Source organism: uncultured Sulfitobacter sp., assembly GCF_947502895.1.
Taxonomy (GTDB): domain Bacteria; phylum Pseudomonadota; class Alphaproteobacteria; order Rhodobacterales; family Rhodobacteraceae; genus Sulfitobacter.
Window position 1 is genome coordinate 1,302,381 of the sequence record NZ_CANNBM010000001.1, and the last position, 23,412, is coordinate 1,325,792.

Below are 23,412 nucleotides of genomic sequence, written 5' to 3' on the forward strand. Positions count from 1 at the left end.
CAATTCGCATCAGTGCCATTATCGGGGCCTCGCTGTTGGCGGGGCCTTTGGCGTCTGAGGTCAAATATGATGTGTTGTCGTTTGACCAGCTGGACGGTTGGGACAATGACGATCACGCTGCTGCGTTACAGACGTTTCTGAACACCTGTAAAGACATGAAAGACCCTGATTGGAACGCGGTATGCTCTTACGCCCAATCGCGGCCAGAACCGCGCGCGTTTTTCGAGCTATTGTTCCGGCCGGTCCTGATAAGTGACGGGAAAGAGGCGCTGTTCACGGGATATTTCGAACCCGAACTTGACGGCTCACTCACCCGAACGGCACGCTATCGTTATCCCGTCTATAAGATGCCGCCCGAAGCGCGGCAAATCCGCCCTTGGCTGACGCGGCGCGAAATTCTGGAAAGTGGCGTGATGGACGGGCGCGGCCTTGTCATTGCCTATGTTGATGATCCGGTTGAGCTGTTTTTCTTGCAAATACAGGGATCTGGCCGCATCCGTCTGCCCAATGGCAATTATGTGCGCGTAGGGTATCGGGGGTCCAACGGCCATAATTACCGATCTATCGGGCAGGAACTGGTGCGGCGTGGTGTCTACCAGCCCCATCAGGTCAGCGCGCAAGTGATCAAGAACTGGGTGCGGCGTAATCCTGTGGATGGGCAGGACCTGCTCTATCATAACCCATCCTACGTATTCTTCCGCGAAGTGAGTCAGGTTCCAGCCGATAAGGGCCCGCTCGGGGCCATGAACCGGTCAATTACCACCATGCGTACCATTGCGGTTGATCCGTCATTTGTGCGTCTCGGCTCCCCTGTCTGGATCGAGAAAGACGGCAAAGACCCGCTGCGCCGCTTGATGATCGCCCAAGACACTGGATCGGCGATCAAGGGCGCCCAGCGTGCGGATGTTTTTTTTGGTACAGGTGATGAAGCAGGCCGCGCAGCAGGCCGGTTGCGCGATCCCGGTCGTCTATTGGTGCTGATGCCGATCCAGCGCGCCTATGCCTTGCTGCCTGAAAGCGCGATATGAAACGCCGCCGGCTGACAGCCGAGGATCAAGAGCTTTGGGATCGTGTGCGCGCCAATACCCAAGCGATGCAGCGCAGCAATCTTGAGGTTGAGCGGTTTGATCCGGATGCAAGCCTGCCTGCGCCCGCCGATAATCCGCGCAGCATCCGCAAGGCGAAATCCGTTTTGCTGGGTAAGCCTATGGGCAAGTCGCGCGGGCCGTCCCATGATCTTGCGCCCGCAATCCATGATCATATCAGGCAGACCCCCGTCCAGATGGATCAGAAATCTTTTGGCAAGCTAAAGCGTGGTAAGCTGAGGCCCGAAGGTAAAATTGACCTGCACGGTATGACGCTGGATCGCGCCCACCCCGCCCTTTTGGGGTTCGTCATGAATGCACATGCCAGTGGTAAACGCCTGATCCTTGTGGTGACGGGTAAGGGCAAACAGCGTGACGAGGGTGGTCCGATCCCTGTGCGGCACGGTGTTTTGCGCCATCAGGTGCCGCAGTGGCTGGCAATGCAGCCGTTGAAATCAGTTGTGTTGCAAGTGGCGCAGGCCCACGTGAGCCATGGCGGTGGCGGGGCGTATTACGTATATTTACGCCGTCACAGGTAGATCGCGCTGATAGCGCAATATTCCCAGACCCGCCAAAACCGCCGCCCCGAAATAGAATCCGGCGATGGGGATCATCTGATCGGGGAAATCTATTCCAAGATCAATCAACGCACCGCTAATCCCTGGCCCGATGGCTGTGCCAAAGACCATCAACGCTGCCGCCGCTGCCTTGATCGCGCCAAGATTTCGGGTCCCGTAGAAAACAGCCCAGAACGCAGCCGTGGCTGTACCTTGCATGCCCTGCCCGATGCCAAAGATAAACATGGCGATTCCGGCCGCAAAAAGTGTATCGGCATAGGCCATTACCAGAAACGACACGCCGTAGGGGATAATCTGGAAGGGCAGGATCCATTTGACCCCGAAACGGTCAATCGCCCAGCCTGTGATAAAGATGAAGATGACGCTGGAGAGTGTGAAGACAGGCATTAGTGCGACAAAGCCTGCGAGGCTCCAGCCTTTGACTTCGGTCAGGTGGACCTGCTGAAAGAACAGCGCGGTTCCCCATGCGGCAGGGCCAAGGATCAGGGGGATCAGCATGTAGAACAAGGGATGACGCAGCATTTGCACGCGGGTCCAGTGTTGCCCGCCCATCCCGAGGCCTTGCGCGTCTTTTGCCATGGATTGGGGGGTACGTTCATACCGCAGCAACGTTTGCATAACAGGTATCATAAGCACCACACACCCCGCGGCCACCAGCCAGAGCACGCGCCAGTCCCATGTGGCAAGAAGGGCGACAAAGCTGATTGGCAACAGGGCTTGCCCCGCAGAAAACCCCATCGACGAGAGTGACAAAGCGCGCCCCCGCGTGGCGATAAACCAGCGCGACATCGCAACAGCACCAAGCTGTGAAAGCATCCCCTGCCCCATCAGCCGCAGCGCATAGAGTATCACCACTAACAAGATAACATTGCGCACCAGTGCCATGCTGATACAGGCCAATGCCAGCATGAGCATCACAGCCAATGAAAGCTGACGCACGCGAAAGCGATCCGTTAGCGCACCAGCCCAGACCATAGTGATAGCAGAGGCTGTTGTGGCAAGCGTATAGAGACCGCCCCATTGCCCATCACTCAGGTCAAAGGCTTCCTTTATCTCGCCCGCAAAAAGCGCGATGAAATAGGTCTGGCCGAAGGACGAGGTAAATGTCAGCAGAAAGCCCGCCAACAGGAACAGACGATTTTCGATAAGGAAACGGAGATAGCCCATTCACCCTAGATCGCTGACGCACGGGTGAATGGGAAGGGGTTAAAGCACGTAGCGACTCAGATCGGTAGATTTCATCAATTCACCCAGATTGGTGTCGACAAATGCAGCATCCACCACGATTTGTTCGCCACTCCGGTCCGGCGCGGTAAAGCTCAGCTCTTCGAACACACGCTCCATCACGGTATAGAGCCTGCGTGCGCCGATGTTCTCAACCGATTGGTTCACATCCGCTGCAATCTTGGCGAGTGCTGCGATCCCGTCTTTGGTAAAGCTGACGGTGACGTCTTCGGTCCCCATCAGGGCAGTGTATTGGAGGGTCAGTGCGTTGTCTGTTTCTGTCAGAATACGTACAAAATCTTCTTCGGTCAGCGCACGCAGTTCTACACGGATCGGAAGGCGGCCCTGCAATTCGGGCAACAGGTCGGACGGTTTGGCAATGTGGAACGCGCCTGACGCGATAAACAAGACATGGTCTGTTTTGACCGGACCGTGCTTTGTGCTGACTGTCGTTCCTTCGATCAGTGGTAGCAGGTCACGCTGCACGCCTTCGCGGCTCACATCTCCGCCACGCGCATCGGCGCGGGTACAGACCTTGTCGATTTCATCAAGGAAAACGATGCCGTTCTGCTCGACCGCTTCAACCGCGGCGCGGGTCACGGTTTCGTCATCCAGCAGTTTGTCGGCCTCTTCACCAATCAGAACATCATAGCTATCGCGCACCGAAAGACGTTTCTTCGTGGTGCGCCCTCCCATGGCTTTGCCAAAAATATCGCCAATGTTCATCATCCCCATGCCGCCACCACCCGGCTGGCCGGGGATTTCCATGGCCGAGAACGGATTGGTCGTATCGGCGACCTCAAGCTCGATCATGGTGTCGTCCAACTGACCATCGTGCAGCTTCTTGCGGAACATGTCGCGGGTCCCTGCGCGCGCCTCCGGCCCCGCTATGGCGTCAATCACGCGTTCTTCTGCGGCCTTTTGAGCGTTGGCTTTCACGTCCTCGCGCATGTGTTCGCGTGTCATGGCAATGGCTGCGTCTAGCAAATCGCGGATGATCTGCTCAACATCGCGGCCCACATAGCCCACTTCGGTAAATTTGGTTGCCTCAACCTTGAGAAACGGCGCGCGGGCCAGTTTCGCCAAACGGCGGCTTATCTCGGTTTTACCCACACCCGTGGGGCCGATCATCAGGATGTTTTTTGGGTATACCTCGGCACGGATTTCATCGGGCAAATTACGGCAACGCCAGCGGTTGCGCAGGGCTACGGCAACGGCGCGTTTGGCGTCATTCTGGCCGATAATGAAACGGTCCAGCTCGGATACGATTTCGCGGGGGGTCAGATCGGTCATGGTTTGATTTTCTCCACGGTCAGGTTGCCGTTGGTGTAGACGCAGATGTCAGAGGCGATCTTCATCGCGTCGCGCGCTACGGCTTCGGCGTCGCGGTCGCTGTCGATCAGTCCGCGCGCAGCAGCGAGGGCAAAGTTGCCACCCGATCCAATTGCCGCGATACTATGTTCAGGCTCAAGCACATCACCTGCACCTGTAATGATCAGCAATTCAGAGCCGTCTGTGACGATCAACATCGCCTCCAGCTTTTGCAGGTATTTGTCTGTACGCCAGTCTTTTGCCAGCTCGACACTGGCGCGGGCCAGCTGACCTGGTGTGGCCTCCAGCTTGGCTTCAAGCCGCTCGAGCAGGGTGAAGGCATCCGCCGTTGATCCGGCAAAGCCCACGACGACATCGTAACCACCCGGCGATAACCTGCGCACTTTGCGCGCGGTGCCCTTGATCACGGTCTGACCGAGGCTGACCTGCCCGTCCCCAGCGATCACAACCTCGCCGTCCTTTTTTACGCCGATGATTGTTGTGCCGTGCCAGCCGGGAAATTCGTCGTGTGCCATGATGCCTCCGTGTTTGCTCCTATATGGCGTGGGCAGGCCTGTGGGACAAGTGCGGGCCTTGTTGTGCGTGGTCTTGGGCGATAGCGTTAGCGAATGAGCGAAGAAAACACTGTCACTTTTTATATGGAGCCAGAGCTGTGCAAAAGTGCGCAAATCGGCAAACATCCGTTCATTGGCAAGATCGGAAATGTTCTCGCTGCTGCGGGGCTGGGCGTTTCATTTGAAACTCTGGGCAGGCATGGCGCGCCCGAGGGTAAGGGTTGGTCGATGAGCCATATAAAGTCACCGCCCGATGCGCGTGGTTTGTGTTTTCGTCGTGTCTATCACTATCCCTTCTGGCAGATTGAACAAAGCGCCGAGCGTTGGGCGTGGGACGTAGCGCAAACACCGTTTGTGCCTGATAGATCGGCAGCGGAAGAGGCCGCGCGTTTCTACGGGTTCTGGCAGAACCGTCTATTCGGAGATGCGCCAAAGCACAGCACGCGCAGCAGTTTTGTCTATGTCCCGCTACAGGGTAGATTGTTGGATCACCGCCCCTTTCAAATATGCAGCCCGCTGGAAATGGTGGGATATTGCCTGTCGCATACCGACGCTCCCGTGGTTGCCACGCTGCACCCGAACGAAACCTATGACAGCGCCGAGATTTCCGCGCTGGCAAAGCTTGAGCAGTCCAACTCGCGCCTTACGGTTCAGCGCGGAGATATGGAGGCGTTACTGGCGCAGTGTGATTTTGTCGTAACCCAAAATTCCAGCGTTGCGTTCAACGGGTACTTCTTTGGCAAACCTGCGCTGTTGTTTCGCAAAGTAGACTTTCACCACATCGCGGTTCAGGCGGATCCCGCTGATTTGTCCAAGGGGTTTTCTGCTGTTGCCAAGGCGCGGCCTGATTACCCAGCCTATGTACATTGGTTTTGGCAACAAAACAGCATCAATGCAGGTCGTCCCGAAGCGGAAGAGCGGATTGCTGCGCGTCTCAGGCGGTTTGGCTGGCCTGTCTAAAGTCGTTGAACAGATATAAAAAAGGCGCCCCAATCGGGACGCCTCTCTTGATGGAATTGTATATCGCTTAGATGGATTCTTCGATCCAGCTTTGCAGGGCAGCTTTGGGGCGCGCACCCGCCATGTTGGAGACGACCTCGCCATTCTTGAAGATGAACAGGGCAGGGATGCCACGTACGCCCATTTGTGCGGGAGAATTCGGGTTTTCGTCGACGTTTACTTTGACGATTTTCACTTTGCCTTCCATTTCGGCCGACAGCTCTTCCAAAGAGGGGCCGATCTGCTTGCATGGGCCACACCATTCTGCCCAGAAATCTACCACAACGGGGATATCGGAATTTTTCACTTCGGCGTCGAAGGTATCATCGGTAACGGAAACGGTGGCCATAATGCTCTCCATGGGTTTGGGCTTGTCAGTTACCTAAGAAGGCGCGCCGCCTGCGTCAAGGTGACCTGTGCGTTGTAACGCGCTTGTCACGACCTCGTGCGGTAGTGTCATTAGCGTGGCGTTGTGGGTCCAGATGATTGCCGTGTCGATCCGGTGATCCGGATAAATGGCCTGCAAAGCATGGGCATAGGCGCCCATCTGGCGCAGCAAACCTTCGGGGCAATCGGTATGGGTCGCGGGGACTGTCCGATTGGTTTTGAAGTCTACTGCGAGGATAGTGTTTTCACCCACGATCAGACGGTCAATAATCCCGTACAAGCGGGTGTCGCCCAGATCAGCCGTCACGGCGACTTCGGCCAGCGCACTGGTAGCAAAGATATGCGCCAGATCGGGGGTGTCCAAGACAGCCAGCGTTTCGCGGAGTGCTGACTGTGCGACCACAGGATCAGTATCTTCAAGCAGGAAGGTGGCAGCGTTCAAACGTGCCCCTTCCTCCAGCGGTGCAAGATGCTCCAACAATTTGTGGACAAGCGTGCCATAAGACTTGGCCGCTTCTTCATCCATTCCTGCATCACCGGCCAAGGCCTTTGCGCCACCCAGATCTGAGGGCGACAATGCTGTGCGCCGAGGCATCGGTGCCGGTGGGTTGGTTCTAAAAACAGTCTCTAACGTGGGTTTTTTTGACGGGTTCGGTGCAATCGCCAAGACGGGAAGCGCGTTCCACCCTGGCTCCTCATGGCGAATGCCATGCGCAGGGCCATCGATAAATGGAACCGCGTTCAAGTGGCCCAGCGCGTCTTCTGTCATCTGATACCAGCTGGTCCGCTCTTTGGGCAGCTTGCCCGCTGCCGCCACAATCAGCCATTTTTCCGCCCGCGTCATCGCGACATAAAGCAATCTGAGGCTTTCTTGTGTGTCGGCCTCTTTCAACGCGTCAATGCGGGCACTGATCCGTGTGGTCATTTCCGCAGCATTCGGTTTCCAGATTGGCACATCATCCAGATTGATAATCTCGTCTCGGATTGTGACCGTCTTCGCCCCTGTGTCGGGCAGGATCACGATCGGCGCTTCCAGCCCTTTGGCTCCATGCACCGTCATCACGCGGATCTGGTCAGAGGCGCTGTCGATCTGGCGTTTGATTTCCAGATCATCGGCCTGCATCCACTCCAGAAATCCGGTCAGGCTGGGAACTTCTGTGCGTTCATAAGCAAGCGCCTGACCCAAAAGCGCGTCAATTCCGTCTTCGGCCTCGGTTCCCATGCGGGCCAGAAGGTTGCGGCGACCATCGTGTCTGGTGAGGATACGTTCGATCAGATCATAGGGCCGCAGGAAATCAACTTGCCCCCGAAGATCATGCAGCATGGCCAGTGTATCCGGGTACTGCAGCTCTTGGGTCCGAAGGCTCTGCCAGAGGTCGAGTTTTTTGGGGCGATGATGGGCAAGTGTAAAAATGTCCTGCTCGCTCCACCCGAACAGGGGCGAGCGGAGTGCAGTTGCTAAGGACAAACCATCATCAGGCGTAGCAAGAAACGATAGCAGCGCGCCGATGTCGCGCACCGCCAGTTCCGCTCCGACCTTCAGGCGGTCTGCCCCTGCAATAGGCAGGCCTGCCACCTTGCAGGCGCGAATGATTTCCGAGAACAAGCCGGTTTGACGACCACGCACCAGAATAAGAAAATCACCTGCCGTGATGCGGCGGCGTATTAGGCTGCGGTCGTCGGCTTCGTCGGGAATAAAGTGTTCACCCTCGACCAGATGCTTGATCTGTTCTGCGATCTGGTCAGCTAGAATAACCGTGTGGTGTTGCTGGCTTTTGCGATCAACAGGGTCGGTCCAATGCGGCGGCTCGTCCTCATCTTTGGTGGGTTCTACCAGCGGCCACAGGTCAACACGCCCTGGAAGCGTGTCCTTGAACGCCAAATGCGTCATCGTATCGCCCATGCGCGGATCAGGTAGCGTGTTGAACGTGCGGTCTACTGCGCGCAAAATCGCAGGGGACGAGCGGAAGGAGTAATCAAGGCTCTGGTTTTGGAAGCTAAGTTGCGCGGCCTCGAGGTTTTGCTGGAAGGTGGCCCGCTTGAGGTCGAACTCGCGTGGGTCAGCCCCCTGAAATGAATAGATCGACTGCTTTTTGTCACCAACTACAAATAGAGTGCGCGCGCGGTTGTCCTCACGCGCGCCAGCTCCTGACGAAAACTCGTCCGCCAGCTTTTCGATCACATCCCACTGGCGCGGTGAGGTGTCTTGCGCTTCGTCCACCAGAATATGATCAATGCCGCCGTCGATACGGTACAAAACCCAAGCCGCCACTTTGGGATCGTTAAGAAGGCTGCGCGCCCGCAAGATCAGATCGTCAAAATCCAGCCAGCCGCGGCGTTGTTTCTCGGCCTCGTAGCGCGTGATGAAAGCGGTTGCGAAACTGTGCAATGCACCAGTGCGGGCGACATTACGTGCGCGCATCTGAAGCTCGTGTGCTTCCAGCGTGCGCTGGGCTAGGTCTTCAAACGGGGTCAGCATGGGCCCTAGCGCCGTCTGTGCGCCCTTGGTTGGAAAGCTCTTTCTTGGCTTAAACTCCGTGGTTAGCATGACGGCTTTGAGTTTGTCGAAGTCGGAAAAATCGGGATTGGCCCAGTCAATGGTTCGCAGCGCATCGGCCAGCCGTGTCATGGTGACGGCGCTTTGGGATGCGAACACATCAATTGCCGCAGGCATCCAACGGGCAACGGCGGCATCCATCACATCAATGGGCAGGGTGGTCACGTCAAACCCCGCAGGCAGGTCAAACAGCGTATTCAGATCACTTGGCAAGTTCACGAACAATTCCCGTTTGCCCGTGATCGCTTGGGTCAGTGATGCGAAGCTGTCACCTGTATAATGCTCTGCCAGCTCTGCAACCAACCCTGCATCAGGCCCCTCGGCCATCGTGTCCAGGATATCGGCGCGGAGCAGTTCTGCGGCGCGGTCCTCGATTTCTTTGAATTGGGGGCTGACGCCCGCCTCCAGCGGGAACCGCCGCAACAGGGACGCGCAGAACGAGTGAATGGTCTGGATTTTCAAACCACCCGGTGTCTCGATCGCCTGGGCAAACAAGGTGCGTGCATCGCGCAACTGCTCGGGGGGGATGTCTTTTAGAACACCGAGGTCACGCAACCCTGCACGCAGGGCGTCATCCTCCATCATCGCCCATTCGCCCAAGCGTTTGAACAGGCGGTTCTGCATCTCGGAAGCGGCGGCCTTGGTGTAGGTCAGGCACAAAATATGCTGAGGCGCGACTTCATCCAGCAGCAGACGCGCCACACGGTCCGTCAGAACGCGGGTTTTCCCTGACCCTGCATTGGCGCTGAGCCACGTAGAAGTATCGGGCCGCGCGGCAGTAATCTGGGCGCGGGTGGCGTCGTTCCAATTTGGGATACCACTCATGTCAGGTCCTTTGGTGTTGCGGGGTCTGACGCGTCCCACTCGCCAAAGCGGGCAAGGTGATCGTAATCTCCGGCAAAGCCGTCCTGTTCCATCATTCGGCGTGATGTGAATCCTGTATCGGGGTCCAGATAGGCCGCGATTAGTTTGCGCAGATTGGCGATCACTTCGTGCGGCGGCTCTTCTTCAAGCGGCGCAGATACCTCTTTGGGTGGATTGCCCAAACCTATAAAGATTGCATCGGATACAGGTGCAGCGCCAACTTTGAGAAATGCACCCTGTTCCACCATTGCTGCTTCGATCAACAGCTGTTTATCAAAGTGCTTTTGCTGTTTGTCGGTAGGTGGCTTGCCGGTTTTGTAGTCGTATATCTGGACTTCGCCGCTTTGATTACGGTCAATCCGGTCGGCCACGCCACTGAGGGTGAAGCCCAGTTCAGGTAGCTTCAAGACACCGCGCGCATCTTTTTCGAATGCGATGGGAGTCGCTTGTGCCATACGCGTGCGCTCGCCTTCGATAAACCAATCGGCCACGCGAGCCAGTTTGGCCAGCCAGATTGTTCGGGCAGCGGGCCAAGGGACCAGTTCGGTCATTTGCGTTCTGGCAATCTGCATCAATTCGGCACGGTTCAGGGTGTCGGGATGGGCCATGACCGACTTTACAAACACCTCCATCACCGCATGCATGACGGTGCCGCGCAATGGCGCGTCAGGGGATTGCACCAAGGGGCGAAGTGCGCGCAGCCGAAGGCATTGACGAGCGTAAATCGCATAAGGATCACGGATGAGTGTTTTGATCTGCGTGACGGACAGATCACGCGGGCGCGCAGCCAGCGGTGGGCGGGGTGAAGGGCGGACAGCGGATGGCACACGCGCCACGTCTTCCAATGCGCGCGCTTGCCCCAACCAGTATTCACCACGTGCAACCATGGCTTTCCACGCGGCCACACCACCTTGCTTTGGCAGGCCGCCCATCAGGTTGCCGAGCCTGTTTACCCAGCGCGAGGGAACGGTTTCCGCGTCTTCAGAGCGTATCGCCCGCGTGATCCAGACTTCGCGCGCGCAAACCGCCTGCTGATAGTCATGGGCGGCCAGACCAACCCGCCGTTCAGGCAGTAGCAGTCCTGCATCGTTGCGCATTTTACGGTTTAGCCATGGATCAGGCGGAGGGGCTTCGGGCCAAGTCCCGTCATTAAGCCCGCCCAAAATCACCAGATCAGCACCTTGGACGCGCGCCTCTAGTGTTCCCCAGATCATGATATCGGGGTGCGGTGCGTCACGGTCGCGAACCTCGCCAGCGGCCAATAGAGCGCCTACCAGATCGGTATAGTCTGCGCTGGTCAAGGCGGTGCCATGCTCGGCCTGTGTTGCCAGTTCCTGCATCACGCGCTCCGCTTCCATCCCCGCCTTTTGCTGCCAAAGCTCGTGATCTGTACTTGCCGAGGGGCCAGCTGCCAGTTGCTCTGCAATATGCAGGTGCTTTTCGACCCAATGTGCCAGCGGTCGAGTCTCATGATCCTGATGGCCCATAAAGGCCGCTCCTGCCCAAGCGGCCCAGCGGTGCATTGCGTCATCATCAGGAACTTCGGCCTGACAGAGCGCGGCAAAACTGTCTGCCTGCGGGTAGGGTAGACCATGCCGCCTGATCGCCAGCTCACTGCGCTGGGTATAAAGGCGGTGCAGGTTACGATCTTGCGCGCTATGGGTCAGCGGATGTTTGAGCAGGGTCAGCAGTGCCTCGGCATCCAACCGTCGCGACAAAAGGGCTGCCGCATGGCGCAAGAACCGACCGGGTGGTGAGAGGTGAAGTGGCGTGCCGGCACTGTCGTCGGGCAAAATGTCCCAGCGGGTAAGCGCAGATGTCACGCGGCGGCCCAACATCCTGTCAGGTGTAATCAGCGCGGCTGTCTGTCCGTCCTCTGCCGCCTTTCGCAATCGCAAAGCGATCGCCAAGGCCTCGGCGCGCGGTGTCTCTGCCAGCACCAGCGTCATGTCCTTGGTCGCGTCTTCCAGATCGGGGAGCCGCGGCCCCTCTATGCGCCACGCATCGGTGACGGGCGCTGGGCGCAGAGAAAGGGATACAAGCCTGTTGCGCTGGGGGGATGGCGGTCTGCAGTCGTGCCAGCTTGTAACAGAATTGGGAGTCTCGCCCAAACCCTTCATGAGGTGGTAAAAGCGATATTGTGGATGATCTTCCGATATCAATGGATCATCAAGCGCGGCCCAGACATTCGCGGGCAAGTCAAAATCAAATCCGGGCAATACCAATGCACCTTGGGGCAACCGCGCCACGGCCTGCATGAGCATCATTGTTGTCCCGCGCGATCCGGTAGAGCCTGCAACAATGACAGGATGAGTTGGCGGTTGATCAGCCCATAACGCGGCGATGGCGCTGACATGGGCGCGCTGTCGTGCTTCTTTGTCGGGTTTTGCTTCTGTCAGGGATAGGTAGGTCTGCACAATACCAAGGAAAACCTTGGCGCGTTCCCAATGGCCCGACTGGTCGGTCACATCAAGGTTTGCGACGTCTTCGGGGCTGACACCTTCGCCATGCATCTCGTCGATAAGTGCGGCGAGACTATCTGCCAAATCATAGAGAGAGGCGCGCGAGGCCAGATCGGGTGATTTTTCCAGCAGCGCCGAGATGAGTCCGATCAATTCCAGCCGTCGCCGCAGGGCAGGGACACCATGGGGCATGGCAACACCGGGGGCCAAGGTTTCCAGATCGGTAATCAGACGGATGCGGGGGAGCAGAAGCGCAGGCCCCTCTTCAAATAGTGTGCGCAGGCGCCGCGCCATGCGCTGGGTGTTAACCAGCAGTTCAACACGGGCCAATGCCTCGGGCGGCTGACCTTCAAAACGCTTCATAAGGCCGGCAAAAAGCATCTGTGGGAAATCAACCCCTGCAGGAAGGCCGAATACGCGCGGGGAATCCTGACGCTCAAACATTGGAGGCCAACAGTTTTTCAGCCGTTTCAACGCCGTCGGGGTGGCCAACGTCACACCATCTCCCGTCATAAGACAGCCCAAACAATGTGCCACGCTTCAGCATTTGGTCCCACACCAGATTAAGCGAAAAGGCGGGCTCGGGAATATCGGATAAAAGATCGGTTTTGATAATCTGAACCCCACCGTAAACGAGACCGGCACCACGGCTTAGTCTCCCCGTTTCATCGATTGTGAAATCACCTGCACCGTTATGCTCCAGTGCTTGTGCAGGCGGGATGCCCATCAGCAGTGCGTCCATATGATTTGGATTCCAAGCGGCGATCAGTGCGCGCAGGGGATTTGACCCGCGCCAGATAGCATCCGTATTCATCGTTATTACAGCACCGTCACCCAGCAGCGGCAGCGCATTACGCAACCCGCCGCCCGTCTCCAGAATGTCGGGGGTTTCTACAACAGTTTTCACCCCCAGAGGGTGCAGATGCCCCTGCAGCATTTCCGCGCGGTAGTGCAAGTTTGCGACGATCTGAGGCGGCTCAACCTCGCGCGCCAGATCAAGCGTATGGTCGATCAAAGCGCGGCCTGCGACCTGAACCAAGGGTTTTGGTCGATCCGTTGTCAGATGTTTCATCCGCGTGCCAAAACCCGCAGCAAAAAGGAGGACTGAAAAGCTCATGCAGCGCATTTCGATTTGAGGAGGGTAAGGTTTTCGTCGGTCGGAAATGGCAGGGTGGTGCGGATGTGGTCGGCGATCGGTGCAAGGGCAGGGTGTGCAAGATTACGTTCTACAAACTCCCAGACACGGGGGATCAGATCGACATATCGCGGCTTGCCCATTTCAATACACAGCTTTGCAAATGCGCCTACGATCCGCAGATTCCGCTGTACGCCAAGGATTGCATAAGCCGCGCGGAAGGCAATTTCGTCTTGTGGGTTTTGCGCGAGATATCGGGCGATCATCGCTTTCTCAATATCAAGCGGCACATCGCGCCGTGCGTCCTGAAGGATCGAGACAAGGTCGTAGGCCGGATGCCCAGACATCGCATCTTGGAAGTCCAGCAATCCGACACGCGCGGCACCTTGCCGGTCTGGCAGCCACAACAAATTTTCAGCATGGTAGTCACGCTGAATAAGGACCTGTGGCGCATGTGAAAGTGGTGCAAGGAGTTCTGCCATCAGAGATTCAAATTTTGTCTGTTCGGGAGTATCTTTTGCGCCGGTCAGACCGAATAGATACCATTCGTATGCCCGTGCAGCGAACGACGTCATCGTCTCTGTGTCATACGGCTGCAACTCTGGCAGGTGTGCTGCGTGTAGTTCTGTCAGAACATCGATAGACGCTTCATACAGCGGGCGTTCTAATGCGGGATCGCGTGCAATGACCTGTTTGAACAGATCATCACCAAGGTCCTCGATCAGCAAAAAACCCTGTGCAACGTCACGTGCAATGATCTTTGGCGCGCTGAGGCCGATTTTGCGCAAATGCTCTGCTATGGTGATAAAAGGGCGCACATCTTCGCCCTTGTCTGCGGGCGCGTCCATGAGGATCACAGTGTCGTTTCCGCCACGGCTCAGCCGTTCGTATCTGCGGTTTGATGCATCCCCGGCGATCACGGTACGTTCAGCCGCAGACCAGCCAGTAAATTGAATGAATGTGTTCAGAAGATCAGTGCGTTCGGTCATGAAATCCAGCTTGTTCGTTGTGCGTCCCACTTGGGATGCGACCAATTGGCCGTGAGAATACGTTGCTCTTCAACATCTGTCGCAGTGAGGGTGATGTCCAGCGCATCATGGGGCCGAAGCGTTGCCAATCTGTCAGGCCATTCGATCAGGCAAACAGCCGTTTCCATTGCCTCGGTCAGTCCCAGCTCCTCTATTTCAGAGGCATCCGAGAGGCGGTAGAGGTCAGCGTGCCAAATCTCGGTATCTGCGTTGACCTCATAGACCTGAACCAAAGTAAAAGTCGGGGATGGGACGTCTTCCGGCAGTGCGAGGCGTGATTGGATCAATGCGCGGGCGAAATGTGTTTTTCCTGCGCCAACATCGCCACTGAGCAAGATGCAATCCCCTGCTGACAGCCCACGACCTATCGCGGTGGCAAGCTGTGCTGTTGCTTCTGGAGAGTTCAGAGTAATTTTCAGTTCCATAGCTGCAAACTAGCTGTGCTCAACGCAGCTTGAAAGGCCTCAACTGTTGTTAGAGCTATAGTTTACTGCGGGCGCTTCAGATGCTTGTGGTTTATCTTGACGTGTGAACCGTACGACTGTGGCACCCGAAGCAATGGGCACGATTTTGCAGCTCATCGGCAACTGCCCTTTGATACTGACAGGCATTTGCCATTCTTGACGGTCATCAATCGACATGACTGACTCTTGCAGATCCTGCCAAAGTGGGTTGGGGCTCGATTTTCCTTTCCACAGCTTGATTGCATCCACGATCGTCACGTCTGCAAAGCTGGTGTTGAACTCAAAACCCCACAACAGATCATAGGCCTTATTCGAGAACGTCAGAATGCCCGCCTGCGAGAATACGGCAAGCGCGTCTTCAAATGTGTCCGCAAGGCTTTGGCCCAGCTCCAGCTCGGCGCGGAACGTCCGCGTGAGTGATATCTCGGCGCTGATATCTTCAATCAGAAACGCGATGGCTCCGTCAGGATGGGGCCGCCCTTTGACGCTGTAGGTCTGACCCGTCTCCAGCGTCCAAACTTCCTCGAATTTCCCGATTTCCGCCTCGCTCACCAAAGAAGCCATGCGGTGACGCCATGTGCTGTAGTTCTTTGGCTCTGGCATACGCCTGTTCTCACGCAATGCATCAAAGAACGAATCCAGCGTGGGGCGGGGGCTCAGGAAGGAAACTGATAGACCCGTCAAATCAATCAGAGCTGGATTGAATAGCGCAAGCTGGCGGTCACGGTTAAATATCGCCAGCCCGATTGAGAGGTGTGCAAATGTCTTTGTAAGTGTCTGCACAAAATCGCGCTGTGCGTCTTCCGCTTTGATCAGTGCATTTAGGGAGGTTGCTTCGAATATAATGCCATCGGGTAGGGGAGTGCAGGCAATGTCGAACCATTGCGGCACATCGGTGTCCGTCACCTCAAGCCTGATCCTGTCGGTTGTCGGCTTGTCCGCAAGCATAGGAATATCAAAGATCGGCTTTTCGGGGTTGAATGTACCTTTTGGCAACCGAGAACCAAGCTTTCGGTACGCTGCATTGTACCACGTCACATTACCGGAAACACCCGTTTTCCATGCTGGATGCGCGGCGTGGACGCTCAATTGCCGCAAGGTGTCTAGCTCTGCCAGATCGGATGCATTCTGTTCTGCATATTGCCTTCTCTCGAATATCAAAGAGGTGCTTTCGGCGCGCCAGATAATGCGGATCTGGTGGAACTGGCTGCAATCGCCGACCACGGTTGTTTCGGGGTGAGGGCCTTCGTGTGGCTCGGTTGGAAATGTTGGAAAGCTTTGGTGCAGAATATCGTACAAATCTTGCCAATTATGCGATCCGATCGCAATTGGCAGCAACGCAAGTGCGCTGTCGCTGGCGTGCTCCACCAAACCGTTTTTGAACAGAATTTCTGTATCATGCCGTGGCGCGACAAATGTATTTTTGCCAGCGGGCCGTAAAGCCCAGCACACACTAAGCGCGATTGTTGGAAGGGCAACAGCCAGAACCAGCACTAAATCGCTCAAAACACCTTACTCCACCTACTTGTCACGCTTCATTTACCAATGGGTAGGTTTTATTAACAAAGGGTTAACGCCTGACATCGAGTCATACTTCGGCAAAGCGGGTGTTGCGTCCGATAGACACTGCGTTTTCGCCCGTTTTGGCATCAATCTTGCTACGTGGCCATCGAACTTCGATGACAGCGCCCACTTGCTGGCTGTGTTGGCTGGCCTCATCTGCGCCATTGGCAAACCGGATCGTTGCGCCTGACCGCTCCAGCAGTGTTTTGGCGATGAACAAGCCTAATCCCATGCCTTCGTATTCTGGGCGGGATGTGTCGCGCTGACGCGTCCTGCGTCTGCCCATAAACGGATCGCCCAACCGCCCCAGAAGTTGGGGGGGAAAGCCACCGCCGTCATCCAGTATTCGCACGGTGATTGTCTCGTCAGTCCAGCGGGTTTCGATCCAAACGGTATTTTCTGCAAAATCCACCGCATTTTGGATGAGGTTGCGCAGGCCGTGAATGATCTCGGGCATGCGCAGGATTGCGGGCTGGGCGCCGTGCATATCCACTGCTTCGTTCAGATTTATAATCACATCCTTGCCGCGACCCCTGTGTGGCTCCGCAGCGTTTTCAATGACAGTGATCAAAGGTGCTTGGCGCATTTGGAGGTCGTCTTTGCCTGCGCGTCCCATGTCCCGCAGGATGTCGCGGCAGCGGTCGGTCTGCTGTACGATCAGTTCGGCATCCTCTCGCAGATCGGGCTGGTCGCCTAGCTCATGAACCAATTCGGCGCTTGCCAGTTTGATGGTCGCAAGCGGGGTACCCAATTCATGCGCAGCGGCTGCGACAACGCCGCCCAGATCAGTCAGCTTTTGTTCGCGGGCAAGTGCCATCTGCGTGGCGGCCAATGCATCTGACATAAGATGGATTTCTGAAGTCACGCGGCGTGAATAAGCAGAGGTGAATACCACGGCAATAATCAACGCGATCCAATGGCCAAAAATGAATAACTCGGGGATTTTCAGCACTTCACCCGTCTGCGTGCGCAGGGGTATGTTAAAGAATGCCATAAATGTCACGCTGAGAATTGCCATGACGCACAAAAGAAGGGTCGACCGGATGCTTAATGCGGTTGCCGAAATCGTCACAGGTCCAAGCAATAGCAATGTGAACGGGTTGTTCAGCCCACCGGTAAGAAACAAAAGAAAGCTAAGCTGTATCAGGTCGAACATAACCATCGCCAGATTTTGCCGCTCGGACATCCGTTTGTTTTCCGGGAAAACGAAGGAGGCGATCAAATTGCCGATCACCGACACGCCGATAGCAAAATAGCACCATCCCAGCTCTAGCTGGATACCAAAGAGAAATGGCGTGGCTGTTACGGCTACAAACTGTCCGCCAATCGCAAACCAGCGCAACAAAATCATTGTGCGCAGGCGAATCCAGTTGGCCCTTTTTCGCTCGCCCAGAGGACGTATCGTTGACTGCGGCATCTTGCTGCTCCACTCAAATGTGACTTGCATTGTAGTGCACCTAGCGTAGGTCTGTGACAATTCACGATCAACCGCGCGTGATGACGCGCCAAAGGAGTAATCATGGTTCGCATTGCTGCAATCGTTGCTGTTTTTGTTGCAGGTGTTGCCCTGCTGGGAATGGTTTTTCTTAGCCGCGGCGGTGGGGATGATCAGTTTGCGTCATGCGGAGCAGGTGCCGTGGCGGGTGATCTGGGCGGACCGTTTACCTTGGTTAACGGGGACGGGCAGACCGTTACCAGCGCCGAAGTGATTACCGAGCCTACACTGATTTATTTCGGTTATACTTACTGCCCAGACGTTTGCCCACTGGATGTGGATCGCAACGCGGCTGCTGTTGAAATCCTTGAGGCGCGTGGCCAGTCGGTCAAGCCTGTCTTTATCACCATTGATCCAGCCCGTGATACACCCGAAGTTGTGCGTGATTTTGCCGAGGCGATGCACCCGCGCATGGTGGGCCTGACAGGCAGTGACGAACAGATCGCCGAAGCGAGTAAAGCTTACCGCACCTACTACAGTGCGCACCCAGCCGTGGATGGTGAATATCTTGTTGATCATTCGACGTTCAGCTATCTGGTGACGCCTGAACACGGGTTTGTTGAATTTTTCCGCCGCGAGCTGACGCCAGAGCAGTTGGCCGACAAGGTAGGTTGTTTCATCGATCAGATTTGACGCGACGCCGTTTCGATCCATATTCATGGGTATACAATGAACCCGTTTTGAATAAGGCGCCCCGCAATGGCACAAGACCAAACCTACGACCTCGGACCTGATAAAACGCTGTTGTTGCTGGATGATGACGAACCGTTTCTGCGCCGTCTTGCAAAAGCGATGGAAAAACGCGGGTTTGATGTGGAAATGGCAGGCTCTGTCGCGGCAGGAAGTGCGATTGCTACGGCCCGCCCACCTGCCTACGCCGTGTGTGATCTGCGGCTGGAGGATGGCAATGGTCTGGATGTGGTCGAAATTCTGCGGGAAAAGCGCCCTGATGCGCGGGTTGTCGTACTGACGGGTTATGGTGCGATTGCAACCGCTGTTGCTGCTGTGAAAATCGGTGCTACCGATTATTTGTCGAAACCGGCAGATGCAACGGACATTACCAATGCGCTACTTGCCAAAGGCGACGATCTGCCCCCACCTCCCGAAAATCCGATGAGTGCGGATCGCGTGCGCTGGGAGCATATTCAGCGGGTGTATGAGCTGTGTGATCGCAACGTCTCCGAGACCGCGCGCCGCCTGAACATGCACCGTCGCACGTTGCAGCGTATTCTGGCGAAACGCAGCCCGCGCTAGATATCGTAGCGTTTCAAGCGTTTGTCCACGAGACTGCCATCCGACAGCTCGTACCCTTCGATTATGTCATAGTCGCGGAAGCCGCGGCTTTGATAATATGTTAGCCCACCCTCGTTGTCGGCGCGAATGTTGGCGCGTATCCAGACGTACCCAAGGGATTTGGCCGCTTTGGTTGTCGCTTTGAACAGTTCTGATCCAATACCCAGACCCGTCTGGCCGACCTGAACAAATGTGGCTATTTCAGCCGCCTCTTCGGGCAACGCCTCGCTTGGGGCGATCCATTGAAAACCTACGACCTTCTCCTGATCGTCCAGCGCCACGTGCCAGGCTGCACGGTCCGATCCATTTTGCATCCATTCACCCAGATCATCGCCCGTGACGGGGCGCACGATGGCGGTTGTGCCACCAATCTTGATGATTTCGTTGAGCAAGCGCGCCATAGAGCCTGTATCAAGCGGCATGGCAGGGCGGACACGTATCATGGCATTTCCTTTAGTAATTCCGCATGGCGGGCGGTAAAATCCATCCTGACCGCAACGGGCGGCCTGAGCGTTATCCCTAGCCCCTCTATCAAGGCAGGATCGGGCTTGCCGAAGAACTTGTCAGCCTCTGCAATCTGAAAGCCCGCAATCTGAACTGCCTCCATCCACGCACTGACACGGTCGGCTCTTTTTATTTGTTTTTTGATCGCGGCGGGTACTTTGGCGGGCAGTCCAAAGCGGATGTGCACAGCGGCCTCCAGCCTTTCATCCAACGCGCCATATCCCGGCCCGACTGCCGCTTTGACAGGTGAAATCATATCGCCAATCACGTATTCGGGTGCGTCGTGCAAAAGTGCTGCAAGCCGCCATTTAGCGGGGGCGTTGGGCGCAATGCGGCCGAATATTTCTTCTACAAGCAGAGAATGTTCCGCCACTGAATAGGCGAAATCACCTTTTGTCTGGCCATTCCACCGCGCCACAAATGCAAGCCCGTGGGCGATGTCTTCGATTTCTATGTCTACTGGGGTCGGGTCCAACAGGTCTAACCTGCGACCTGATAACATTCGCTGCCATGCGCGGGGCTGTTGCGCCATTGTGCTGTTCCCTTTTCCATCGGCGCTTTTGGTTCCCGAATATCTTTCGGAACCAAAACACCAAGTCTGCTGTTTTCTTTGTAACAAAGGAGAAGACAATGAAAACCATAACGACAGCAGTTGCCGCTCTTTTCGCCCTGTCCACAGCAGTGGCCGCAGACGAGGTCTGCATGAATGCATCAGAAATGCAGTCATCCTTGATTGACTGGTATGGCGAGCGTCCCGTTGAAGGCCCTTCGGCAAATAACACGCGATTGTGGGTTTCGGACGCCACAGGCTCATGGACGCTTGTGCGTACAACAGACGAAGGGAAGGCCTGCGTTGCTGCGCAGGGCAGAAACTGGAACGCATCAATGGATGCCAGTGATGTCCTCTCTGCGATTGCGGAGAATACCGAGAGCTGAGGCAATTCGCCTGCGCCCTTCGGCACGCTGCCAGATTGCGAAACAGCCTTTGCAGTGCTATGCGCAGCCAAACGTGATCCGAAGGAGCGCCTCGCATGGCCAATGACTACATTGTAAAAGACATCTCGCTTGCCGAATATGGCCGCAAAGAACTGAACATAGCCGAGACAGAAATGCCTGGTCTGATGGCGCTGCGCGATGAATATGGCGATGCAAAACCGCTGAAAGGCGCGCGCATCGTAGGCTCGCTTCACATGACCATCCAGACTGCTGTCTTGATTGAGACGCTGGTCGAACTGGGCGCAGATGTGCGCTGGGCGTCGTGCAATATCTTTTCGACCCAAGATCATGCGGCCGCTGCGATTGCCGCGGGCGGTACGCCTGTGTTCGCGATCAAAGGCCAGTCGCTGGAAGAGCACTGGGATTATCTGGATAAGTCCTTCATGTTCCCCGAAGGGCCAAACCTGATCCTCGACGATGGTGGTGACGCGACACTGTACATTCTGATGGGTGCGCGTGTTGAGCAGGGCGAGACAGAATTGCTCGACGTGCCGACCTCAGAAGAAGAAGTTGCTGTGTTTGCCCAAATCAAAAAACGTATGGCAGCCAGCCCCGGTTGGTTTACAAAAATGCGGGACCAGATTGTTGGTGTCTCCGAGGAGACGACAACCGGTGTTCACCGCCTGTATGATCTGTTCAAAAATGACCAGCTCCCCTTCCCCGCGATCAATGTAAACGACTCTGTTACCAAGTCGAAGTTCGACAACAAATACGGCTGCAAAGAGAGCCTTGTTGACGGTATTCGCCGCGCCACAGACACCATGATGGCGGGTAAAGTTGCTGTTGTTCTGGGCTACGGTGATGTGGGCAAAGGCTCTGCTGCGTCGCTGTCAGGTGCGGGAGCGCGCGTGAAAGTGACTGAAGTCGATCCGATCTGCGCATTGCAGGCCGCGATGGACGGGTATGAGGTTGTGCTGCTGGAAGACGTTGTAGACAGCGCCGATATCTTTATCACCACGACCGGCAACAAGGATGTGATCCGCATCGAGCACATGCGCCAGATGAAGGACATGGCGATCGTCGGAAACATCGGTCACTTTGACAACGAAATTCAGGTTGCCGCCCTCAAGAACCACAAATGGACCAACATCAAAGAGCAAGTGGACATGATTGAAATGCCTTCGGGCAGCCGCTTGATCCTGTTGTCCGAAGGGCGTTTGTTGAACCTTGGGAACGCCACGGGCCACCCGTCCTTCGTTATGTCAGCCTCTTTCACCAATCAGGTGCTGGCGCAGATCGAGCTTTGGACACGTGGCGAGCACTATAAGAACGAAGTGTACATCTTGCCCAAACACCTGGATGAAAAAGTCGCGCGCCTGCATCTCGACCGCATCGGCGTGAAATTGTCCAAGCTTGACCCCGAGCAGGCGGCGTACATCGGTGTGACGCCAGAAGGACCGTTCAAACCAGAGCACTACCGCTACTAAGCGGCCGCGAAGAGACAAAAACAAAAGACCGCGGGGGAAGAAACCTTCGCGGTCTTTTTTTATCACAGTTCTGCTCTGTCTTAGCGAGTGACTGACAGCATAATCCAGTTTGCATCTTTGTGGTCTGTCCCATGCTGGGCATAGCCTGCCTTTGCCAGCACTTTGGCGGAGCTGGGATTGTTCTTGTGCACCCGCGCGATCAGGGTGGTAATGCTCGGGTTGTCTGTAAAACAGCGTGCAGTGAACAGGGCCACGACATCGCTGCCGATCCCTTTGCCCCAAAACGCGCGGCCCAGCCAATAGCTGATCTCGGCTTTGCCGGGGTCTGTATCGTCAACATCATATAGCAATCGCACCTGACCTACGATCCGGCTGTCGCGCAGCACGGCAAATACCTGATGGTGGTTGCTGGCATTGGACAGCTCAATCAGTGCCGCCGCTGTTTCATTTGTGAGAGGGTCTGGATACGCCTCGGGCATATATTGCCACATTAGCGGATCATCCAAGAGCGCCCTGTAGTGCGGCAGGTCATACGGCTTCCACGCGCGCAGGCGGTATTGTGGATGCAGCGCGTTGATCTGTGGTTTGTGCGCAATTGCGCTGTGGCTGCGGGTACGGCGCGCAGGTTTTGCCGCCAGTTGCTCTACGTTGAGATCATCCGTCACCGTTGCGGGCAGCCAGCCGATTTGCGTTGGATCATAGGCTAAGGGGATGCCCTTATCTCGGCAGAACGACACTTCTTCACGGGTCAGGACGCCGCGGCTGCGTGAGCGCGCGAGGTCGATCACATTTCCACAGGGCATGGCCAGCGATGCAGATGCGCCGCCTTTGTAATTCTCGTTTGTCATAGCACCCTTCCCTAACGACCTGTCATCTTTTCAAGATATTGCGGTGTGAGATGGGAAACGGCTCTTGTCAGATCAAGATACCAGCGTGGGACTGTGACGCGCTGCCGCAGTGGTATGAAACCCTGTCCTTATCTCAGGTCCAGACAGCGACAAGTCGCATGGGGAAAAGCCATTGTAAAAATTCCTTTTGCAGTGTGGTGTTTTCAGATTAGGCTCTGCCCGATAGTTGGCATCAATGCTGACACTTAATAACCAGGGAGTTAACGATATGGGCAAGCGGGACGAGTGGATCGCGAAATATGCAGAAGATCTGAAGACCAAGTGTGGCATGGAGCCTGACATGGATCTTTTGACAAAGGTGACGATTGGTTGTGGCCCGTCGATCTACAACGCAGACGCATCCACCGTAGCAGGCAGCCAGCCTGCGGAACTGGAAACTGTAAAGAACAACTTTCTGATGAAAAAACTGGGTCTGCCCGATGGTCCAAACCTGATGGAAGCGATCAGCTCCGTGATTGAGATATATGGCAAATCCGAGCGGAACAAATACCGCGCTGTGATCTACTACATGCTGACCAAGCATTTTGGCAAAGAAGCTGTTTACAAGTAAACGCGCC

At 56.0% G+C, this 23,412-nt stretch carries 22 protein-coding genes; 8 read left to right on the forward strand and 14 right to left on the reverse strand.

The window, feature by feature from the left end:
* The first annotated feature begins 17 nt into the window (after window positions 1-17).
* Complete coding sequence (locus tag Q0903_RS06410; RefSeq protein ID WP_299027732.1) at window positions 18-1,028, forward strand: MltA domain-containing protein; 1,011 nt, start codon at window positions 18-20, stop codon at window positions 1,026-1,028.
* A complete protein-coding gene (locus tag Q0903_RS06415; RefSeq protein WP_299026644.1) occupies window positions 1,025-1,624 on the forward strand; it encodes a Smr/MutS family protein in 600 nt (199 codons plus the stop codon). Before Q0903_RS06410 ends, Q0903_RS06415 begins: the two co-directional genes overlap by 4 nt.
* On the opposite strand, the gene Q0903_RS06420 is transcribed toward Q0903_RS06415, so the two are convergent.
* From Q0903_RS06420 to hslV, 3 genes are read right to left on the reverse strand one after another with little or no spacing between them, the layout of a single operon-like run.
* Window positions 1,607-2,830 carry an MFS transporter gene (locus Q0903_RS06420; protein WP_299413873.1) on the reverse strand — a complete coding sequence of 408 codons (1,224 nt, stop codon included), beginning with the start codon at window positions 2,828-2,830 and terminating at the stop codon, window positions 1,607-1,609. The genes Q0903_RS06415 and Q0903_RS06420 overlap by 18 nt on opposite strands.
* Before the next feature lie 39 nt (window positions 2,831-2,869).
* Window positions 2,870-4,180, reverse strand: a complete 1,311-nt coding sequence (hslU, locus tag Q0903_RS06425; RefSeq protein WP_299413876.1) for an ATP-dependent protease ATPase subunit HslU — start codon at window positions 4,178-4,180, stop codon at window positions 2,870-2,872.
* Window positions 4,177-4,734: an ATP-dependent protease subunit HslV gene (gene hslV / locus Q0903_RS06430; RefSeq protein ID WP_299413882.1), complete on the reverse strand. Its 558-nt coding sequence runs from the start codon at window positions 4,732-4,734 to the stop codon at window positions 4,177-4,179. The genes hslU and hslV overlap by 4 nt, the downstream gene beginning before the upstream one ends.
* A 93-nt stretch (window positions 4,735-4,827) precedes the next feature.
* Between hslV and Q0903_RS06435 the strand changes: the two genes are divergently transcribed.
* The gene (locus Q0903_RS06435; RefSeq protein ID WP_299413884.1) at window positions 4,828-5,733 is read left to right on the forward strand and encodes a hypothetical protein; all 906 of its coding nucleotides are present in this window, start codon (window positions 4,828-4,830) and stop codon (window positions 5,731-5,733) included.
* Window positions 5,734-5,800: 67 nt separating this feature from the next.
* On the opposite strand, the gene trxA is transcribed toward Q0903_RS06435, so the two are convergent.
* The 8 genes from trxA to regB form a co-directional block, all read right to left on the reverse strand.
* Window positions 5,801-6,133, reverse strand: coding sequence for a thioredoxin (gene trxA, locus Q0903_RS06440; RefSeq protein ID WP_299026659.1), 333 nt, complete (start codon window positions 6,131-6,133; stop codon window positions 5,801-5,803).
* Window positions 6,134-6,154: 21 nt separating this feature from the next.
* Window positions 6,155-9,541: a double-strand break repair helicase AddA gene (gene addA / locus Q0903_RS06445; RefSeq protein ID WP_299413886.1), complete on the reverse strand. Its 3,387-nt coding sequence runs from the start codon at window positions 9,539-9,541 to the stop codon at window positions 6,155-6,157.
* Window positions 9,538-12,486, reverse strand: a complete 2,949-nt coding sequence (addB, locus tag Q0903_RS06450) for a double-strand break repair protein AddB (protein ID WP_299414494.1) — start codon at window positions 12,484-12,486, stop codon at window positions 9,538-9,540. The genes addA and addB overlap by 4 nt, the downstream gene beginning before the upstream one ends.
* A complete protein-coding gene (locus Q0903_RS06455) occupies window positions 12,479-13,159 on the reverse strand; it encodes a nucleotidyltransferase family protein (protein ID WP_299413887.1) in 681 nt (226 codons plus the stop codon). Before Q0903_RS06455 ends, addB begins: the two co-directional genes overlap by 8 nt.
* Window positions 13,156-14,166, reverse strand: a complete 1,011-nt coding sequence (locus Q0903_RS06460) for a phosphotransferase (protein WP_299413888.1) — start codon at window positions 14,164-14,166, stop codon at window positions 13,156-13,158. Before Q0903_RS06460 ends, Q0903_RS06455 begins: the two co-directional genes overlap by 4 nt.
* A complete protein-coding gene (tsaE, locus tag Q0903_RS06465) occupies window positions 14,163-14,630 on the reverse strand; it encodes a tRNA (adenosine(37)-N6)-threonylcarbamoyltransferase complex ATPase subunit type 1 TsaE (protein WP_299026674.1) in 468 nt (155 codons plus the stop codon). The genes Q0903_RS06460 and tsaE overlap by 4 nt, the downstream gene beginning before the upstream one ends.
* Window positions 14,631-14,669: 39 nt before the next feature.
* A complete protein-coding gene (locus tag Q0903_RS06470; RefSeq protein ID WP_299413889.1) occupies window positions 14,670-16,175 on the reverse strand; it encodes a PAS-domain containing protein in 1,506 nt (501 codons plus the stop codon).
* A gap of 82 nt (window positions 16,176-16,257) precedes the next feature.
* Entirely contained in the window at window positions 16,258-17,649 is a 1,392-nt protein-coding gene (gene regB / locus Q0903_RS06475) for a sensor histidine kinase RegB (RefSeq protein WP_299027734.1), read from the reverse strand.
* 102 nt (window positions 17,650-17,751) lie between these two features.
* Between regB and Q0903_RS06480 the strand changes: the two genes are divergently transcribed.
* Together Q0903_RS06480 and Q0903_RS06485 are read left to right on the forward strand one after the other, a co-directional pair.
* Complete coding sequence (locus Q0903_RS06480; protein ID WP_299413890.1) at window positions 17,752-18,360, forward strand: SCO family protein; 609 nt, start codon at window positions 17,752-17,754, stop codon at window positions 18,358-18,360.
* A gap of 66 nt (window positions 18,361-18,426) precedes the next feature.
* Complete coding sequence (locus Q0903_RS06485; protein ID WP_299026679.1) at window positions 18,427-18,981, forward strand: ActR/PrrA/RegA family redox response regulator transcription factor; 555 nt, start codon at window positions 18,427-18,429, stop codon at window positions 18,979-18,981.
* Here the strand turns inward: Q0903_RS06485 and Q0903_RS06490 are convergent.
* Together Q0903_RS06490 and Q0903_RS06495 are read right to left on the reverse strand one after the other, a co-directional pair.
* Window positions 18,978-19,463 carry a GNAT family N-acetyltransferase gene (locus tag Q0903_RS06490; RefSeq protein ID WP_299026681.1) on the reverse strand — a complete coding sequence of 162 codons (486 nt, stop codon included), beginning with the start codon at window positions 19,461-19,463 and terminating at the stop codon, window positions 18,978-18,980. The two genes, Q0903_RS06485 and Q0903_RS06490, sit on opposite strands and share 4 nt — an antisense overlap.
* Entirely contained in the window at window positions 19,460-20,056 is a 597-nt protein-coding gene (locus Q0903_RS06495) for an HD family hydrolase (RefSeq protein ID WP_299413892.1), read from the reverse strand. Before Q0903_RS06495 ends, Q0903_RS06490 begins: the two co-directional genes overlap by 4 nt.
* A gap of 98 nt (window positions 20,057-20,154) precedes the next feature.
* Between Q0903_RS06495 and Q0903_RS06500 the strand changes: the two genes are divergently transcribed.
* Together Q0903_RS06500 and ahcY are read left to right on the forward strand one after the other, a co-directional pair.
* Window positions 20,155-20,460 (forward strand): S-adenosyl-L-homocysteine hydrolase, encoded by a 306-nt coding sequence (locus tag Q0903_RS06500; RefSeq protein WP_299413893.1) that lies wholly within the window; start codon window positions 20,155-20,157, stop codon window positions 20,458-20,460.
* Between the two features lie 95 nt (window positions 20,461-20,555).
* Window positions 20,556-21,947, forward strand: coding sequence for an adenosylhomocysteinase (ahcY, locus tag Q0903_RS06505; RefSeq protein ID WP_299026685.1), 1,392 nt, complete (start codon window positions 20,556-20,558; stop codon window positions 21,945-21,947).
* 80 nt (window positions 21,948-22,027) lie between these two features.
* Here ahcY and Q0903_RS06510 read toward each other — a convergent pair whose 3' ends face one another.
* On the reverse strand, window positions 22,028-22,795 hold the full coding sequence (locus Q0903_RS06510) for a GNAT family N-acetyltransferase (RefSeq protein ID WP_299413894.1): 768 nt from the start codon (window positions 22,793-22,795) through the stop codon (window positions 22,028-22,030).
* Between the two features lie 268 nt (window positions 22,796-23,063).
* Between Q0903_RS06510 and Q0903_RS06515 the strand changes: the two genes are divergently transcribed.
* Window positions 23,064-23,405, forward strand: coding sequence for a DUF2853 family protein (locus Q0903_RS06515; protein WP_299026687.1), 342 nt, complete (start codon window positions 23,064-23,066; stop codon window positions 23,403-23,405).
* Window positions 23,406-23,412: the final 7 nt, after the last annotated feature.